Origin of the sequence: Lentibacillus sp. Marseille-P4043 (assembly GCF_900258515.1) — a bacterium.
Taxonomy (GTDB): domain Bacteria; phylum Bacillota; class Bacilli; order Bacillales; family Amphibacillaceae; genus Lentibacillus_C.
Genome location: NZ_LT984884.1, coordinates 3470813 through 3485961, shown reverse-complemented (window position 1 = coordinate 3485961; position 15149 = coordinate 3470813). Strand labels below are relative to the sequence as shown.

The 15149-nt window shown below is 38.2% G+C and carries 22 protein-coding genes; 14 read left to right on the top strand and 8 right to left on the bottom strand.

All coding sequences use genetic code 11. The features are described 5' to 3' along the window. Nucleotides 1-14: 14 nt before the first annotated feature. The 6 genes from yjfP to C8270_RS17295 all read left to right on the top strand — a co-directional run bounded on the left by yjfP (nt 15) and on the right by C8270_RS17295 (nt 2984). Complete coding sequence (gene yjfP / locus C8270_RS17320) at nt 15-776, top strand: esterase (RefSeq protein WP_106498038.1); 762 nt, start codon at nt 15-17, stop codon at nt 774-776. Between the two features lie 85 nt (nt 777-861). After that, on the top strand, nt 862-1173 hold the full coding sequence (locus C8270_RS17315) for a metal-sulfur cluster assembly factor (protein ID WP_106498037.1): 312 nt from the start codon (nt 862-864) through the stop codon (nt 1171-1173). A gap of 74 nt (nt 1174-1247) precedes the next feature. Then, nucleotides 1248-1739 carry a molybdopterin-guanine dinucleotide biosynthesis protein B gene (gene mobB, locus C8270_RS17310; RefSeq protein WP_106498036.1) on the top strand — a complete coding sequence of 164 codons (492 nt, stop codon included), beginning with the start codon at nt 1248-1250 and terminating at the stop codon, nt 1737-1739. A 10-nt stretch (nt 1740-1749) separates the two neighbouring features. Further along, complete coding sequence (locus C8270_RS17305) at nt 1750-2223, top strand: molybdenum cofactor biosynthesis protein MoaE (protein WP_106498035.1); 474 nt, start codon at nt 1750-1752, stop codon at nt 2221-2223. Then, complete coding sequence (gene moaD / locus C8270_RS17300) at nt 2216-2449, top strand: molybdopterin converting factor subunit 1 (protein ID WP_106498034.1); 234 nt, start codon at nt 2216-2218, stop codon at nt 2447-2449. The genes C8270_RS17305 and moaD overlap by 8 nt, the downstream gene beginning before the upstream one ends. A 25-nt stretch (nt 2450-2474) precedes the next feature. Then, the gene (locus C8270_RS17295) at nt 2475-2984 is read left to right on the top strand and encodes a GNAT family N-acetyltransferase (protein ID WP_106498033.1); all 510 of its coding nucleotides are present in this window, start codon (nt 2475-2477) and stop codon (nt 2982-2984) included. Between the two features lie 73 nt (nt 2985-3057). Here C8270_RS17295 and C8270_RS17290 read toward each other — a convergent pair whose 3' ends face one another. From C8270_RS17290 to C8270_RS17270, 5 genes are all read right to left on the bottom strand, one after another. Then, nucleotides 3058-3360: a metal-sulfur cluster assembly factor gene (locus tag C8270_RS17290; protein ID WP_106498032.1), complete on the bottom strand. Its 303-nt coding sequence runs from the start codon at nt 3358-3360 to the stop codon at nt 3058-3060. 22 nt (nt 3361-3382) lie between these two features. After that, on the bottom strand, nt 3383-4618 hold the full coding sequence (locus C8270_RS17285; protein WP_234028586.1) for a hypothetical protein: 1236 nt from the start codon (nt 4616-4618) through the stop codon (nt 3383-3385). Between the two features lie 15 nt (nt 4619-4633). Beyond that, complete coding sequence (locus C8270_RS17280; RefSeq protein ID WP_106498030.1) at nt 4634-4849, bottom strand: DUF2249 domain-containing protein; 216 nt, start codon at nt 4847-4849, stop codon at nt 4634-4636. Then, nucleotides 4846-5094, bottom strand: coding sequence for a DUF2249 domain-containing protein (locus C8270_RS17275; protein WP_106498029.1), 249 nt, complete (start codon nt 5092-5094; stop codon nt 4846-4848). Before C8270_RS17275 ends, C8270_RS17280 begins: the two co-directional genes overlap by 4 nt. A gap of 220 nt (nt 5095-5314) precedes the next feature. Continuing rightward, complete coding sequence (locus C8270_RS17270; RefSeq protein WP_106498028.1) at nt 5315-6007, bottom strand: Crp/Fnr family transcriptional regulator; 693 nt, start codon at nt 6005-6007, stop codon at nt 5315-5317. Between the two features lie 217 nt (nt 6008-6224). On the opposite strand from C8270_RS17270, the gene C8270_RS17265 reads away from it, so the two are divergent. Beyond that, complete coding sequence (locus C8270_RS17265; RefSeq protein WP_106498027.1) at nt 6225-6458, top strand: DUF2249 domain-containing protein; 234 nt, start codon at nt 6225-6227, stop codon at nt 6456-6458. Nucleotides 6459-6600: 142 nt separating this feature from the next. Continuing rightward, the gene (locus tag C8270_RS17260; protein ID WP_106498026.1) at nt 6601-7731 is read left to right on the top strand and encodes a TIGR04053 family radical SAM/SPASM domain-containing protein; all 1131 of its coding nucleotides are present in this window, start codon (nt 6601-6603) and stop codon (nt 7729-7731) included. 52 nt (nt 7732-7783) lie between these two features. On the opposite strand, the gene C8270_RS17255 is transcribed toward C8270_RS17260, so the two are convergent. Next, complete coding sequence (locus tag C8270_RS17255) at nt 7784-8485, bottom strand: Crp/Fnr family transcriptional regulator (RefSeq protein WP_106498025.1); 702 nt, start codon at nt 8483-8485, stop codon at nt 7784-7786. Nucleotides 8486-8602: 117 nt separating this feature from the next. Then, nucleotides 8603-9415 carry an undecaprenyl-diphosphate phosphatase gene (locus C8270_RS17250; protein WP_158701797.1) on the bottom strand — a complete coding sequence of 271 codons (813 nt, stop codon included), beginning with the start codon at nt 9413-9415 and terminating at the stop codon, nt 8603-8605. 114 nt (nt 9416-9529) lie between these two features. On the opposite strand from C8270_RS17250, the gene C8270_RS17245 reads away from it, so the two are divergent. Continuing rightward, nucleotides 9530-9883 (top strand): hypothetical protein, encoded by a 354-nt coding sequence (locus C8270_RS17245; protein ID WP_106498023.1) that lies wholly within the window; start codon nt 9530-9532, stop codon nt 9881-9883. Nucleotides 9884-9966: 83 nt separating this feature from the next. On the opposite strand, the gene C8270_RS17240 is transcribed toward C8270_RS17245, so the two are convergent. Beyond that, on the bottom strand, nt 9967-10188 hold the full coding sequence (locus tag C8270_RS17240; protein ID WP_234028585.1) for a YjzD family protein: 222 nt from the start codon (nt 10186-10188) through the stop codon (nt 9967-9969). A gap of 87 nt (nt 10189-10275) precedes the next feature. Here C8270_RS17240 and C8270_RS17235 point away from each other — a divergent pair, with 87 nt between their 5' ends. From C8270_RS17235 to C8270_RS17215, 5 genes are all read left to right on the top strand, one after another. Then, complete coding sequence (locus C8270_RS17235) at nt 10276-10902, top strand: hypothetical protein (RefSeq protein ID WP_106498021.1); 627 nt, start codon at nt 10276-10278, stop codon at nt 10900-10902. Between the two features lie 315 nt (nt 10903-11217). Further along, a complete protein-coding gene (locus C8270_RS17230; RefSeq protein WP_106498020.1) occupies nt 11218-12180 on the top strand; it encodes a BMP family ABC transporter substrate-binding protein in 963 nt (320 codons plus the stop codon). 128 nt (nt 12181-12308) lie between these two features. Further along, nucleotides 12309-13247: a beta-ketoacyl-ACP synthase III gene (locus C8270_RS17225; RefSeq protein ID WP_106498019.1), complete on the top strand. Its 939-nt coding sequence runs from the start codon at nt 12309-12311 to the stop codon at nt 13245-13247. Nucleotides 13248-13475: 228 nt separating this feature from the next. Further along, nucleotides 13476-14714 carry a beta-ketoacyl-ACP synthase II gene (gene fabF, locus C8270_RS17220; protein WP_106498018.1) on the top strand — a complete coding sequence of 413 codons (1239 nt, stop codon included), beginning with the start codon at nt 13476-13478 and terminating at the stop codon, nt 14712-14714. 172 nt (nt 14715-14886) lie between these two features. Beyond that, nucleotides 14887-15093, top strand: a complete 207-nt coding sequence (locus tag C8270_RS17215; protein ID WP_106498017.1) for a hypothetical protein — start codon at nt 14887-14889, stop codon at nt 15091-15093. Nucleotides 15094-15149 lie beyond the last annotated feature (56 nt).

The window sequence follows — 15149 nt, the reverse complement described above, 5'->3', positions numbered from 1 at the left end:
GAGGATCTTTTAACATGATTGGGATTTATCATAAAGAATTTAAGACAATTCCGGCATTAGTTGTCGTTGATTCAGAAAAAGAGAAAAAGGCGTTACCTGTTGTTACATATTTCCATGGTTTCACAAGTGCAAAGGAACATAATTTGCCATTGGCTTATTTGTTAGCTGAGAAAGGATATCGTGTTGTATTACCAGACAGCGAATACCATGGCGAGCGTGAAATCGAGATTTCAACAATAAAAAAGCAGATCTCATTTTGGGACATCGTCATGCGAAATGTAAAGGAATTAAAAGAAATCAGGGATGTACTTGATCAGGAAGGGCTTTTGTTAGATGGACGCATTGGGATTGCAGGAACAAGCATGGGCGGGATAACTACTTCGGCTGCATTAACCCAGTATCCGTGGATAAAAGCGGCTGCAGTTTTAATGGGTTCACCAAAGATCACTACTTATGCCAAAACATTGGTGAACAGTTTTAAGCGCATGGGAAATTTACCGGTAACAGATGAAGAGATTGATCAATTATATGAAGAAATTAAGGCGTATGATTTATCTGAGCAACCGGAGAAACTTGCTGGCCGACCATTATTATTTTGGCATGGGGAAAATGATTCTGTTGTTCCGTTCGATCATTCCTACACATTCTATGACGACATAAAACATCAGTATACCAATCAAGAAAATATTTGTTTTCTTAAGGAGGCAAATCGCGATCACAAGGTGAGCCGCTATGCGATCTTAGAAACAGTAAAATGGTTTGATAAACATTTGTAAAGCGGTCAAAGTGTGAGGTAAATCATTTTAAAATACCGGAAAATATGTTTAAATATAAGTATGAAATAGTTAGGGAGGTATAGGCATGGAGGAAGCGTTACAAGATAATATACTAGGCGCACTTGAAAACGTTATTGACCCTGAACTAGGCATTGATATTGTCAATCTTGGTCTTATTTATGGTGTGGACTTGGATGATGCTGGTCTTTGCACCGTTACGATGACACTTACAGCTATGGGCTGTCCACTTTCAGCACATATCGAAGCTGACATAAAACGTGCACTTTCAGATATTCCAGAAATAAAAGAAATAGATGTTAACATCGTATGGAATCCACCTTGGGGCAAAGATAAAATGTCACGTTATGCTAAAATCGCGTTAGGTATTCCAGATTGATCAAGATTTTTTAATGAGGTTGATTCATTGTAATGGATCGGCCTTTTTTAGTTTTTTTAAAATGAGGGAAACACATGAAAATATGCCAAATTGTCGGTTATAAAAATTCCGGTAAAACAACGGTTATGAACGAGCTTATTCGTTATTTTTCCAATCAAAATAAAAAAGTTGGTTCATTTAAACATCATGGACATGGTGGGGAGCCAGACGTGGTGAAGACAACCGATAGCCACCAACACTATACTGCAGGTTCCTACATGAGTGGTGTGCAAGGGGAAACAACAACACAATTGATCTTTAGCAATATTAAAATAGAAGAAGTTTTCCGTTTATATGAACGAATGGCGATTGATATTTTATTTATAGAAGGATTTAAAACAGCTGACTTCCCTAAAATTGTTTTAGTAAAAGGAAAAGAAGATGAATCGCTATTAAACGAGCTTTCCAATATAATCGCAGTAGGTTCATGGGATGAGAACTTACTGGAAAATGTGAAATATCCAATATTCCCAATTACCAAAATGGAATCATATTTAAACCAACTAGCTGAATACATACTAGACTGAAGGTGTAAGGATGGAAAGAAACTTTTGGATTACCGATCAACCAATCCAGTTAAATGATTGTATCACCAAAGTTGTTCGTGCTGAGGCCGGGGCAATTAATACCTTTATTGGAACCGTTCGTGAGTTTACGAAAGGCAAGCGAACGTTATATTTAGAGTACCAGGCGTATGTTGCAATGGCAGAGAAGAAGCTTGCGCAAATTGGTGCAGAAATTGACGAAAAATGGCCTGATGCTAAAACGGCTATCGTACATCGAATTGGTCGATTGGAAATATCGGATATCGCTGTCGCAATCGCTGTCTCAACCCCACATCGAAATGATTCCTTTGAAGCAAGCAGGTATGCAATTGAACGAATCAAAGAAATTGTGCCGATTTGGAAAAAAGAACATTGGGAAGATGGGACAAAGTGGATGGGTGATCAGAAAGAACAGATATCTTATCAAGACAGATTGCCTAGTGAGGAGGAAATGCGCAATGATTGATGTATTATTTTTTGCCGAGTTGCAGGAAGTGGTTGGCAAGGAGAAAATCTCTGTTGAAGCCAATATCACTACAGTGAAAGAGCTGAAGGAGAAGCTGTTAAAAACTTATGAACTTGATACAATCGACAATGCAATGGTTGCCATTAATGAGGAATATGCAACAGAGGATGCCAAGATTTCCAGTGGTGATGTGGTGGCGTTTATTCCACCGGTAAGTGGCGGCTGATTTTGACGGGAAGGATGGAAACCAGATGGATATCAGAACGTTGAATGTTGCTGATGCACAATCGTACAGAAGTTTACGCGTAGAGGCTTTATTAGACAGTCCGGAGGCATTTGTGACCACATATGAAGAGGAAATGAGTAAGAAAGATCCTATTCATGAAACAGCCACTAAACTTAAACATAAAAATAGTATTCATTTTGGGGCATTTAAAAAGGAAAAACTTGTAGGTACTGTAACATTGCAACTTGAAACGTTCAAGAAAACGAAACATAAAGCACATCTATTAGCTATGTACGTATCACCCGATGCCCGTGGTATGGGAATCGGCAGGGCTCTATTGACGGAAACCATTAACAAAGCTAAAGAATTAGGAATAGAACAATTGCAATTAACGGTTGTCTCGAATAATGAAGCCGCAAAGACCCTTTATACGCAATGTGGATTTACAGTCTATGGGGTTGAAAAAGAGGCTTTGAAAATAAATGATTTATATGTTGATGAAGTTGATATGGTTTTGTTTTTAAATGAAATATAAAACAGCAATAGAGAGTGTTTCATGAACTAATTGGGTTTTCATAAACACTCTCTTTTAACAGCCTAACCTTTTATCATCTAAAGCCAAGCATTTCTTTTGCTTTATCGCTCATTTTATCAGGTGACCAGGCGGGTTCCCACACCAGATTAACGTCGATTTCGCCGACACCTTCAATTTGACTGACACGATATTTTACACCTTTAGCAATACTGTCATGCATGGGACAGCCTGGAGTTGTAAGTGTCATGTTTATCTTGACATTATCATCGTCATCTAAAACAATACCGTAAATTAGTCCCAAGTCCATAATATTAACACCAAGTTCCGGATCAATAACTTCAAATAATGATGCACCAACTTTTGTTAAAAGTGACATAATAATAATCTCCTTTCATCAATTAAACGAGCAGAACACGGATAATTGACAGTGTGTAAAATAGTGATGTTACGGTGAGTAGACTTTGAAAAATGAGTACAATTACACCAATTTGTAATAACCCACCGATTAGCAGTCCGACTACACTAATGATAAATAGGATAAATAAGACAACCGCTAATTTTTCATTAATCATCTCTTTTAGTGTTGGGACTTCCTCTTTACCGATCCTATCTGAGTATTTGTGTGTCCACCAAAGGAATGGGACAATTTTATACAGATACCCTAAAATACTGAAAATGATCCAGCCCATCACATAAAGGAAAATTAACCAACTCCAAATCAATTGGTCGTTTACACCAAAAAGAAATAAGATAAAGGCTGCTACATGGATACCCAATCCGATATGAATGGCCAAAATTGAAAACGAAAATGGGCGATCCAATTTCTTCTTGATTCGCTTTGCCAGGATTTCTCGAATATCAAGGAAAAAGAAGCTAAATCCAGCTAGCAGTAATAACCAACCTAACCCAGTTATAAGTGAATTTTCAATCCAAAATGATCCGATCAAAACGATTAATCCAACAATATAGGTGAAAAATGCAGGTTTAGCCCATTTCATGGAAAATCCATGCGACAAACTGAACATTGGGACAAGTTTATAAGAAAATCCAAAAATCAACAGTGTAAACCATCCCGCCACACCTAGAACAATGTGTGAATGTAAGATCGTGTTATAGCTACCAACCCCTCCAAAGGCAATATTCCACGCTAGCAAAAATCCAGCAGCAATTGTTAAAAAGAAACATATAATTGCACCAGAAACAAAAAGGGTCATCATATTTTTCTTCTGCTGTTTATCAATTGTTTTTGTCATTTGGATGATAAACATGATAATGCCGATAATGGCGAGGATTCCTCCGTAAATTGCACTATCCGGCTTTACTCCAAGTAGTATTGCAAACATCGTTATCCCAACGGCAGTAAAAATAAATTGTATATAGCCAAATGTTTGATTCCAAATCGGTGTTAAGAAGGCGACAGGAACAAGTTGGTACATAGCTCCCATCGCAATCATGACGGCATATCCTAACAGAAGAAAATGCGCTCCCATCCAAATATCCGGAATCCGGAAATGCCCCGCTAATAATAGGTCATTATGGAATAAAAGAATAACTTGTGCGGCAACTAAGGCTACCAATGCATACAGAATAAAAGCGAGCGGTAGTTTTATATTAGTGTCTGATTTCATGCTCATACCGGGCATCATACGTTAATCACCAGTCTTTGTTATCGTAATTTTGAAGCTTCCATCATCTAGGGCTTCTGTTTCATGCAGATAGCCGCGATCGTTCAATTCTTCATATAAAAACATGGGACGACGGTCATTTATAATGGATAAGGATTGTCCGCTTTTCATTTTGTCCAACGCTTTTAATGTGCGCATCATTGGTTGTGGTGGTTCTAGCCCGCGATTATCAATAATCATTTTTCCTTTGCCTCCTTTTTGGTATAGGTAACTTTAAAATGCTTTTTCTCCACTTTTTCCACTTCATGTTCAAAGCCTCTTCGCTTTAAAACTGCATGCAATGGAACTGGATTAAATGGCGCATGTAAAATAAAAGATTGTCCTTTCTGCAATTGCTTTACCGTTCCCATGATTTTATCAAAAGGTTCTTTCTTCAAACGCAAATCTTCCCGAACGTCTAATTCGATAACCTCATTTGTATCCACTAAAAATCACCTCATTCAAATTTACAGAAACTGCTTCTGTTTGCCTCTATTTTTATGATAATCATTTTCAATTAGAAAAGTAGTGATTTGTGTCACAGTAATAGCAGCAGGGGGAGGGGAAGCAATACATGAAGCATTATAGGGAGTAGTTGGATAGAAAATCTTTCAACTAACAAAAAAACAAGGCACCCCGAAGATAATCCGAGGTACCTTGTTCATGTTAAAACAATTCATCTTCCAACTTGTTAGCTTGCAGAATAAAATAACCACCTTTATCTGTCGTTATTAATTGTTGTTTTTTCAATTGTGTTAGTGTGCGACTAACTGTTTCTCGGCTGGATCCGATCATATTGGCAAGTTCCCGGTTCGTAAAATGTGTATTTATCCGTGTCTGATTGTCCTTTATCTCTTTTCCGTAATGTCGGGCAAGACGCAATAAGAGCATAATTATTTGCTCATATGTATTATGCAAAATTTTTTCTTCTAATCTATTTTGTAAATCAACAATTTTGTCACCAAGAACTCGGAATAATTTTATACAAATTTCCGGATGCGTAATGAGAAAGTCTTCAAAGGAGTGAATTGGAATATAGATCAGAATAGCATCCTCCAGTACTTCTGCATGTGCCGGATAACTATCTTTTCGGAAAAAGCCCTGATGTGGAAACATATCATCCGGCTGAAGAACATTGACGATTTGCTCCTTCCCATGGAAATCTGTCTTATATATTTTGACTTTTCCCTGGCGAATAAAATAGACATTTGTTAATGGGTCGCCCTGCATGAAAATGTGTGTCCCGTGTCGATACATACGTGATTTCGCTAGATCCACAATAGGCTCCATCTCATATTCGGTTAAATCTTTGAACAATGGGACTTTTTGCAGAAGCTCTCGGACGGATTGGCTGTTCATGATTATTCTCCTTTCCATTGGTAAATCGTTAGTACAAAAGGCTTACTAACATGATTCATCTTCATTCTATCACGTTCTAGCGAATTATATGTGAACAGAATATGATAGCGTGATAAAAATCATAGTTGAAGGGTGTTTATCCTCACAACGTATGAATCGGCAAGACTTTATGATAGAGATGATCCAGAAAATACGGTAAAAAACAGGAGGTAACAAAATGGAATACACAACAAAAATTTATGCGCCAGATATTGATCCAAGACACCGCCACCCGAAGATTTTTGAAGTATTTGATAGTCTAAAGTCAGGTGAATATATGGAGCTTTCCAATGATCATAATCCAAAACCACTACACTATCAGTTAATGATTGAACGAGGGGAAGACACCTTTACATGGGAATACACGGAAGAAGGACCATCACTTTGGCGGGTAGCAATCGGGAAAAAATGATTTTTATTTATGAAAGACTTCTGAGCTATTCAGGAGTCTTTTAAACGGAGTAAAGACGTATACATGTGAATATCATCACATCCCGCGCAGTTGAAAGATAGTATTGTAATAGTGCTAAGTTATCGTATAAGGAGATGGTACCATGTATTCACAAGATTATAATGAAAACCCCTTTATTGTCATATGGGAATTAACACGTGCTTGTGCATTAAAGTGTTTACATTGTCGTGCTGAAGCTCAATATCATCGGCATCCAGGAGAACTAACATTGGATGAAGGGAGAAAACTAATCGATGATATCTATGAAATGAATAATCCAATGCTTGTCTTTACTGGTGGGGATCCATTAGAACGTCCGGATGTTTTTGAAATTGCGGAATACGCTGTAAAAAAAGGTGTTCGAGTATCAATGACACCATCCGCAACCCCTAGTGTGACAAAAGAAGCGATGCGGAAGGCGAAAGATGTTGGGTTAGCACGTTGGGCCTTTAGTATTGATGGGCACTGTGCGGAAGTTCATGATCATTTTCGTGGCACATCCGGTTCGTTCGATTTAACAATGAATGCCATCCGTTATTTGCATGAATTGGAGATGCCATTGCAAATTAATACTGTTATTTCACGTTACAACGTTGATTATCTAGACAAGCTTGCGGAAATGGTTGAACGGTTAGGTTGTGTGCTTTGGAGTGTATTTTTCCTTGTTCCAACAGGACGTGGAAAGGAATCGGATATGATCTCGCCAGCAGAACATGAGCGAACACTAAGATGGTTGTACAACTTATCTAAACGTGTATCTTTTGATATTAAGACAACAGCGGCACAGCATTACCGTCGAGTCGTTATCCAAGGTAAAATGCGTGAACATAAAGGGCGAAGCGATGTCGACCAGATTTTTTATGAGGATGCATTAATGACTGGAAAAACCGGGCAAATTGATGGTCTAGGTCGCGCACCAAAAGGGGTAAATGACGGGAATGGATTTGTGTTCATTTCCCATACTGGTGACGTGTACCCGAGTGGTTTGTTACCTATAAAAGCTGGCAATGTTAGAACAACACCATTGGCAACGATTTACCGGGAATCGGAGATATTTAAAAATCTACGGAATCCTGATAACTATAAAGGAAAATGCGGAGTCTGTGAATTCCGCTTTGTTTGCGGAGGTTCAAGGTCCAGAGCATATAGTGTTACAGGGGATTATATGGAATCAGAACCATATTGTGTATATATTCCGAAAGTGATGCGTGGAAGAAGAAAAGTGAAAAAGTAATGTAAAGAAGCTTCTAGGATATCACTAGAAGCTTTGTGATTTTATGAACTTGTTAATGGATGCTGCACAATACGACCGGACAGTTTTCACAGTTTATCTCGTCCTTTAAATATTGTAAGTTATGAATAATAATGTGTCCTTTTTCCATTGAAATAATGGTACTTCGCTTCAGCTCATTTAACAATCGGTTAACACTTTCACGGGATGTCCCACAAAAATTAGCCAGTTCCTGATTTGTTAATACCATATCAATATAAATACTGCCGTTATCTTGTTTCTTGCCATAACTATTAGACAGTCGAATTAATGTGGAAAATAGCGCTCCTTTTTTTCCGTTTAGAACAAGATCACGAAACCTTGTTTGATCACGACGGAAAGCCTGATTCATTACTTTCATGAATTCAATTGCAAGGCTGCCGTTATTTACCAATTCATTTTCTAGATGGGATTTTTTTATAACAGCGACTTCACCGTCTGCTAATACTTTCGCATTCAATATATATTTTACATCATCGTATAATGAAAGTTCTCCAACAATATCACCTTTGTCGCAAATCCGCAGTGTGAGCTCTCGTCCATCAGGTGATAGCTTACCAATTTGGATTGTTCCCGATTGGATAATGTATAACTCCTCAGCGCTTTCCCCCTCAGAAAATAAAAAGCTACCTTTTTTGATTGGCTTAATGTAGTCAACAGAATCTAAAAGTCCTTTTAATTCATCAGATATGTTTGGCTTGATGTATGTGTTCTTCATGCTTGAAACCCACCTTTTTAAGGGATAATTGCACATATACCTTCATTTAAGTATATCGGTATAGAATGGTCAAGAAAAAAGCAGTAGTTTGAAACCCACTGCTTAGAAATCTTCTTTTTAAAGAAATATAATAACAAGTATCCCAACAATAAAGCAATAAAAGGCGAAGTATTTTAAATTGCCTTGCCTCATAATATTGATAAACCATTTTAATGCAAAATAGGATGCGATAATTGATGCCATAAAGGCTAATAGATACGGTATCATTAATGCGTCAAAGTTGTTGTCATTCACAATGTCGCCAACAGACATAACAGTTATGCCGAGACTTACCGGGATATATAGCAGGAACGAAAATCGTAATGCAGTTTCTTGTTTCATTCCAAGGAGCATTGCTGCGACAATAGTTGCACCAGACCGGCTAATCCCAGGAACCAAGGCAACAGATTGTGCTAGTCCAACAATGACAGCGTCTTTTACCGTTAAATCGCCATCGTTTTTATTACCACGCAAATTGCGAATGATCCAAAGTGCAACACCTGTGATAAGCAATGTTATACCAACAACAGCAACAGTACTTAGTTTACTGCTAATGTAATCTTCTAACAACAGCCCGATAATACCGGTTGGAATCGTTGCAACAACCAGATACATAACAAATTGGAAATCTTTTTTTGCTGCTGCATCTCTGGTGAAAATAAACCGAAAGAAATGATCAATTAAACGAATAATATCTTTCCGATAAACGACCAACACGGCAATAAGCGAACCAAAGTTTACAAGTATTTCAAAGGAAAGCCCCTTGATCTCTAAGCCAAACAATTCCCGTAAAATTACTAAATGACCACTTGATGATATCGGGATTGGTTCGGTGATTCCTTGAAAAAGGCCTAATACTGTGTACTTAATTAGTAACCAAAATTCTGTAATGCCATCCATGAAAATGCCTCCTATAATATTGTATTTTTCTACGTATTGCTTTTTGATTTAAGTCACCATCTTATAGGCTAATGAATAGTCTAGTTGGTGAGGAGGTTGAAGAAAATGAAAAACAATTATCATCATATATACGAATTATGCAAGGAACATATGCATTCTTACGTGCTTGCTGAGATGGTTGATGGTACTAAAGTTGACGGTATTGTAACTGGGTTGGACGATGAGTACGTTTATTTAGCACTTCCGTTAGAACAGCATGAACAACATACACAGCCAAACATGCCAAACTATCATGAACGGCAATTCGGTTATGGGTACCAGGGATATGGGTATCCAGGCGGTTATGGTCCTGGGTATGGTGCCGGATATGGTCCTGGATACGGCCGTCCAAGGCGATTTAGACGCCTTGTATTACCTTTGGCAGCATTAACCGCGTTAAGTATATTGCCATGGTATTAGGCAAAACGGTTTAAATAGTATCTTTCATACGAAAACCCTTGCCATTTCCTTGTTGGCAAGGGTTTATGTGTAAAGCTAGCAGATTAGCTGTATTCGTGTTCCTCTTTTTCACCTTTTAATATGCCTTCTCCCAAGAGTAGAATAGCTACTGTGAAAATAACTGCAAGGATAAGTGCATGAATGAAATTGAAAGGAGCGCTAGCCATACTAGTTAAGATATAAGAAATAACACAACTAATTAACAATGCCCAAACAAACGTCCAAATAAACCGCATTTGTAACACCTCATTTTTTACATTCTTCATTAATATTACCAAATTGATTCAAAAAATAAAAGTATTTCTTTTACATATAGAATAATATAGTAGTAAATCGTAGGAAGGATGATGGTAATGTCATTATTTGTCACAAATTGTTTTCAATGGATTGGTTTCCATATTGTAAATTATTTAATTGAACATGATTTCAAAGTGGATGGTTTTGACGAAATTGAAACAAGTAAACAAGAGAATTTATCGATGCTCGTTGGGCGCAATGATTTATTTTCGTTGGTAACACCAGAAACTGTTCAGAAGAAGGCATATGACATGTTGATCATAAATGGTTCACATGAGTCACAATCAGCTGTACAGGCAGACAGAACTATTCATCTTTGCTGGGGTCTCCCAGATAAAAAACTTCCGTCGCGAACAACAATTATCAAACTACCATTGCTTTTTGGTGAATGGATGCCGATGAATGAAAAGGGAATGTATGCTCAAAATAAATTTATACCTTTTGACTCTGCTGATTTTTTAGACAATGGTGTTTATATTGAAGACTTTATCAACTGCTTGGCGCAATTAATTCAAACGAATCACTTCCCTTCATTCATTGAAATAAAATCAGCGAACAATAAGACAAGGGCAGAAAAAGAACTGGAAAAAGCTATCTATCCGCGTGACGTAAGCCCTATAGAGGAGAATGTAAAAAAGGTGCTAGAACATTACGATAGGTTTCATGACTTGTACGAATCGTAACAGCTAAAGTAAGAAAGTAAAAAATTTGGCTCTAATTTGCTTTCGGCATGATGAACTGCGTCCAGCTCCAGCGCCCAGCGACTAGCGAGACTTCCCTCACCTCCGTACGATAAGTCAACATCGTTTCGCATTCGCTCACCGTGTTTCCTTTATCTCCTACGGCTCAGTCCAGTCCGTACGTTGCTAACCGGGCGCTTGCGCTTTTGTTCTGTAATATAAATGTAATGATGGATAATATTTACGATAGATAGGATTAACGATACAATTAATATAGTGGAAAAATAGTCCCACCAATGTTCATGGATAGGAGTGCACATGTTGAAAAAACTATTCATCTTAGTCCTAATCGGCATCATTGTTCTATTGCCAGGTTGCAATCATTATTTTGATGAAGGTAAAATTCAGCGCGTAGGCATGTTGGTAGAAACCTCGATCCATGATCAATCATGGGGGAAAAAAGGGTACAAGGGCCTATTGGCAATTCGTGATGAATTTGATGTTGATGTTTATTTTAAAGAAGGCGTTAAGACAGAACAAGATGTCATTAATGCTGTGGATGAGCTTGTCCAAAAAGGAGTAAATCTGATTTTTGGCCATAGCAGCACATACGGTAAATATTTTGTTGATATATCCGAGTCATATCCCGATGTCCAATTTGTCTATTTTAATGGTGGATATTACGCGGAAAATGTAACAAGTTTAAATTTTAATGCGAATGCGATGGGGTATTTTAGCGGAATGGTTGCTGGTCGAATGACAAAAACAAACCATGTCGGAATCGTTGCAGCATATGAATGGCAGCCAGAGGTGGAAGGTTTTTATGAAGGGGTAAAATATCAAAACCCCGATGCAGAAGTACATGTGGACTATGTTAATGATTGGAACGATGAAAAAAATGCATTGGACAGTTATGAGAAAATGTATAATGAGGATGTTGATGTCGTCTATCCAGCTGGGGATGCATTTAGTGCTCAAATGATTAAGCAAGCAAGCAATGATGGAATCTATGCGATTGGTTACGTTTCCGATCAATCACAAATTGATGAACATGCAGTCCTAACAAGTACGGTTCAACATGTTGATATGTTATATGAGTTAATAGCTGAAAAATTTAATAATGGTAAACTTGCTGGGGAAATTTTAACGTTTGATCTTCAAGATGATGTCATTACATTAGGTAAATTTAGTCCTGAAGTGCCAGAGGAATTTCAAGAAAAAGTTGAGGAAGATATCGAGAACTATAAGGAAACTGGATTGCTACCGAATGAACAAGGGTGAGCGTTTGTTGCTTCCTAAAAATGAAGCGTCCGTTTTTGTTTTCTCTTGCAACAGGGGAAAATATGCATTAAAATTAGTACCAAGTCATAACAATTGATATTAATAATAGTTCATAAGGGGATGGAAACATGAGTGTTGGTATACTAGGTACAGGTCATTACGTTCCAACCAAGGTCGTGACAAATAAGGATATGGAAAAAATCGTTGATACGAATGATGAATGGATTAGAACGAGGACGGGTATTGAAGAGCGACGAATAGCGGATGATGATACGGATACATCAGACATGGCTTATTTTGCTGCTGAAAATGCGCTTGAAGAGGCCAATGTGAAGGCAGAAGAGCTTGATTTGATATTGGTTGCAACGGTTACACCAGATTCACCTTTTCCATCTGTTGCATGTCGCTTACAAGATCGATTGGGTGCAACACAGGCTGCTGCAATGGATGTGAGTGCAGCGTGTTCCGGTTTTATGTATGGACTGATTACGGCAAAACAATTTATCGATACAAAAACATATAAGCATATTTTAGTAATTGGCGTTGAAAAACTGTCTAAGATTACGGATTGGGAAGACCGCAATACGTGTGTTCTTTTCGGTGATGGTGCCGGTGCTGCTGTAGTCGGCGAAGTTTCTGAAGGAAAAGGCATTTTATCATTTGAGTTGGGTGCTAATGGCTCTGGCGGCAAGTATTTATATCAAGATGAACATGATCACCTTATCCAAAATGGTCGTGAAGTCTTCAAGTTTGCTGTAAGACAAATGCCGAAATCTGCTGTAAACGTGATTGAAAAAATTGGTTACAATAAAGAAGATGTTGACTATCTAATTCCGCACCAAGCTAACATCCGTATCATGGACGCGGCCCGTGAAAAGTTAGGGATTTCCGAAGATAAAATGGCAACATCAATTAAAAGATATGGAAATAATTCCGCTGCCTCGATCCCAATTGCATTATCAGAAGCTGTTAAAAATGGCAACATAAAAGATAATGATTTACTTGTTTTAGTCGGCTTCGGTGGAGGCCTAACATGGGGTGCAGTAGCTTTACGTTGGGGAAAATAAAAGCAAAAGCGCAAAACGCCCTTACAGGTTAAGAGCGCGACGTCCTGGAAGTGCGATTATTCGTCCACAGAAAAACATTTGACGCAACACCTAAAGCGCTGGAGCTGGACGTGGTTATTGTGGTGAATAAGTTTTACTACAGCCTATTGCTTTATAATTTCCTGAACACTAAAAATCAATTATAATAGTTATTAGATAAGTAAAAGAGAATTAGGAGGAATTACCAAAATGGAGGAAAGAAGAGTTGTTATAACTGGATTAGGAGCCGTTTCTCCGTTAGGCAATGACGTTAAGTCAACATGGGATAACATTGTAGCTGGGAAGTCGGGCGTTGATTTTGTCACAAAAGTTAATAAAGACGATTTTCCTGCAAAAGTAGCTGCTGAGGTGAAAGATTTCGAGCCAACATCCTATATGGATAAAAAAGATGCAAGAAAGATGGATCCATTCACCCAATATGCTGTAGCAGCTGCGAAAATGGCGGTAGAAGATGCAAAACTTGAGATCAATGAAGATATTGCGAACCGTGTTGGTGTTTGGATCGGATCTGGAATTGGCGGTATGCAGACTTGGGAAGACCAACATAAGAAGTTTTTGGAAAAGGGTCCTCGACGGGTCAGTCCGTTTTTTGTACCGATGATGATCCCTGATATGGCTGCAGGTCAAGTCTCGATTCAACTAGGTGCAAAAGGAATTAATTCATGTTCAACAACTGCATGTGCTTCTGGTGCTAATTCCATTGGCGATGCGTTTAAGGTCATTCAACGCGGTGGAGCAGACTACATGATCGCAGGTGGCACAGAGGCACCGATTTCAAACATGGCTTTTGCCGGATTCTGTTCAGCGAAAGCATTGTCATTAAACGATGACCCACAATCAGCAAGCAGACCATTTGATAAAAATCGTGACGGATTTGTTATGGGCGAAGGTTCCGGTATTTTAATTCTTGAAACATTGGAATCAGCACAAAAACGTGGTGCACGTATTTATGGTGAAATTGTTGGCTATGGTGCAACAGGTGATGCTTACCATATTACAGCGCCAGCGCTTGATGGTGAAGGTGCAGCGAGAGCTATGCAACAAGCCTTGGATGATGCCAACTTATCTCCAGCAGATGTTGATTATATTAATGCACATGGTACGAGTACAGAGCTTAATGACAAGTATGAAACCGTAGCGATCAAAAGCGTATTCGGGGGCCATGCTGGTGATGTAGCTGTTTCATCAACGAAATCGATGACAGGTCACTTATTAGGTGCTGCAGGTGGAATTGAATCGGTTATTGCGGTGAAGTCGATTGAAGATAGTGTTATCCCAGCAACAACCAATTATGAAACATCAGATCCAGAATGTGATTTGGATTATGTCCCAAATAAAGCACGTAAACAGAATGTGGATGTTGTCATGAGTAATTCACTTGGTTTTGGTGGACATAATGTCGCTTTGATTTTTAAAAAATATGAATAAATAATTCGATGATAGAGGCTAACCAGTTATCTGGTTGGCCTTTTTTTATTGCCATGATGTTTGATATCTTCTATTAACACGATTTACTTAAAAATGGACGACCCTAATCATGTATTTAATCTTTACTGCATAAAATGAAATAAAAGAAGGACAGGCATGGGTGGGGTTGGACATGTTCTTTATATTTATCTTTTTATTAGGATTTGGATTAGCGGTTTCTGGCGGTGTTAGCATTATTGCCTATTCCAATTTTTTGCCAGCTGGATTAAGCTGGATAGATTACCTCATTTTTTTAACAGGAAGACCGGAGTGTTATTTTTTACCAGTAGGTTTTCTACTTATGGCCATTGCAATTTATCGATATCCAAACACACATTGAAATAAAAATCCCAGAATAATTTTCTAAACGGATGGTCATAATAAATGGTAAAGGTT

Bases quoted from the DNA above. Each gene is read 5' to 3' on its own strand.
- fabF (WP_106498018.1), top strand. From the start codon at position 13,476: ATGGAGGAAAGAAGAGTTGTTATAACTGGATTAGGAGCCGTTTCTCCG.
- C8270_RS17290 (WP_106498032.1), bottom strand. From the start codon at position 3,360: ATGTCACTTTTAACAAAAGTTGGTGCATCATTATTTGAAGTTATTGAT.
- C8270_RS17215 (WP_106498017.1), top strand. From the start codon at position 14,887: ATGTTCTTTATATTTATCTTTTTATTAGGATTTGGATTAGCGGTTTCT.
- C8270_RS17230 (WP_106498020.1), top strand. From the start codon at position 11,218: ATGTTGAAAAAACTATTCATCTTAGTCCTAATCGGCATCATTGTTCTA.
- C8270_RS17270 (WP_106498028.1), bottom strand. From the start codon at position 6,007: ATGAACAGCCAATCCGTCCGAGAGCTTCTGCAAAAAGTCCCATTGTTC.
- C8270_RS17295 (WP_106498033.1), top strand. From the start codon at position 2,475: ATGGATATCAGAACGTTGAATGTTGCTGATGCACAATCGTACAGAAGT.
- C8270_RS17265 (WP_106498027.1), top strand. From the start codon at position 6,225: ATGGAATACACAACAAAAATTTATGCGCCAGATATTGATCCAAGACAC.
- C8270_RS17255 (WP_106498025.1), bottom strand. From the start codon at position 8,485: ATGAAGAACACATACATCAAGCCAAACATATCTGATGAATTAAAAGGA.
- C8270_RS17305 (WP_106498035.1), top strand. From the start codon at position 1,750: ATGGAAAGAAACTTTTGGATTACCGATCAACCAATCCAGTTAAATGAT.
- C8270_RS17235 (WP_106498021.1), top strand. From the start codon at position 10,276: ATGTCATTATTTGTCACAAATTGTTTTCAATGGATTGGTTTCCATATT.
- mobB (WP_106498036.1), top strand. From the start codon at position 1,248: ATGAAAATATGCCAAATTGTCGGTTATAAAAATTCCGGTAAAACAACG.
- C8270_RS17315 (WP_106498037.1), top strand. From the start codon at position 862: ATGGAGGAAGCGTTACAAGATAATATACTAGGCGCACTTGAAAACGTT.
- C8270_RS17285 (WP_234028586.1), bottom strand. From the start codon at position 4,618: ATGAGCATGAAATCAGACACTAATATAAAACTACCGCTCGCTTTTATT.
- C8270_RS17245 (WP_106498023.1), top strand. From the start codon at position 9,530: ATGAAAAACAATTATCATCATATATACGAATTATGCAAGGAACATATG.
- yjfP (WP_106498038.1), top strand. From the start codon at position 15: ATGATTGGGATTTATCATAAAGAATTTAAGACAATTCCGGCATTAGTT.
- C8270_RS17240 (WP_234028585.1), bottom strand. From the start codon at position 10,188: ATGAAGAATGTAAAAAATGAGGTGTTACAAATGCGGTTTATTTGGACG.
- C8270_RS17225 (WP_106498019.1), top strand. From the start codon at position 12,309: ATGAGTGTTGGTATACTAGGTACAGGTCATTACGTTCCAACCAAGGTC.
- moaD (WP_106498034.1), top strand. From the start codon at position 2,216: ATGATTGATGTATTATTTTTTGCCGAGTTGCAGGAAGTGGTTGGCAAG.
- C8270_RS17280 (WP_106498030.1), bottom strand. From the start codon at position 4,849: ATGATTATTGATAATCGCGGGCTAGAACCACCACAACCAATGATGCGC.
- C8270_RS17260 (WP_106498026.1), top strand. From the start codon at position 6,601: ATGTATTCACAAGATTATAATGAAAACCCCTTTATTGTCATATGGGAA.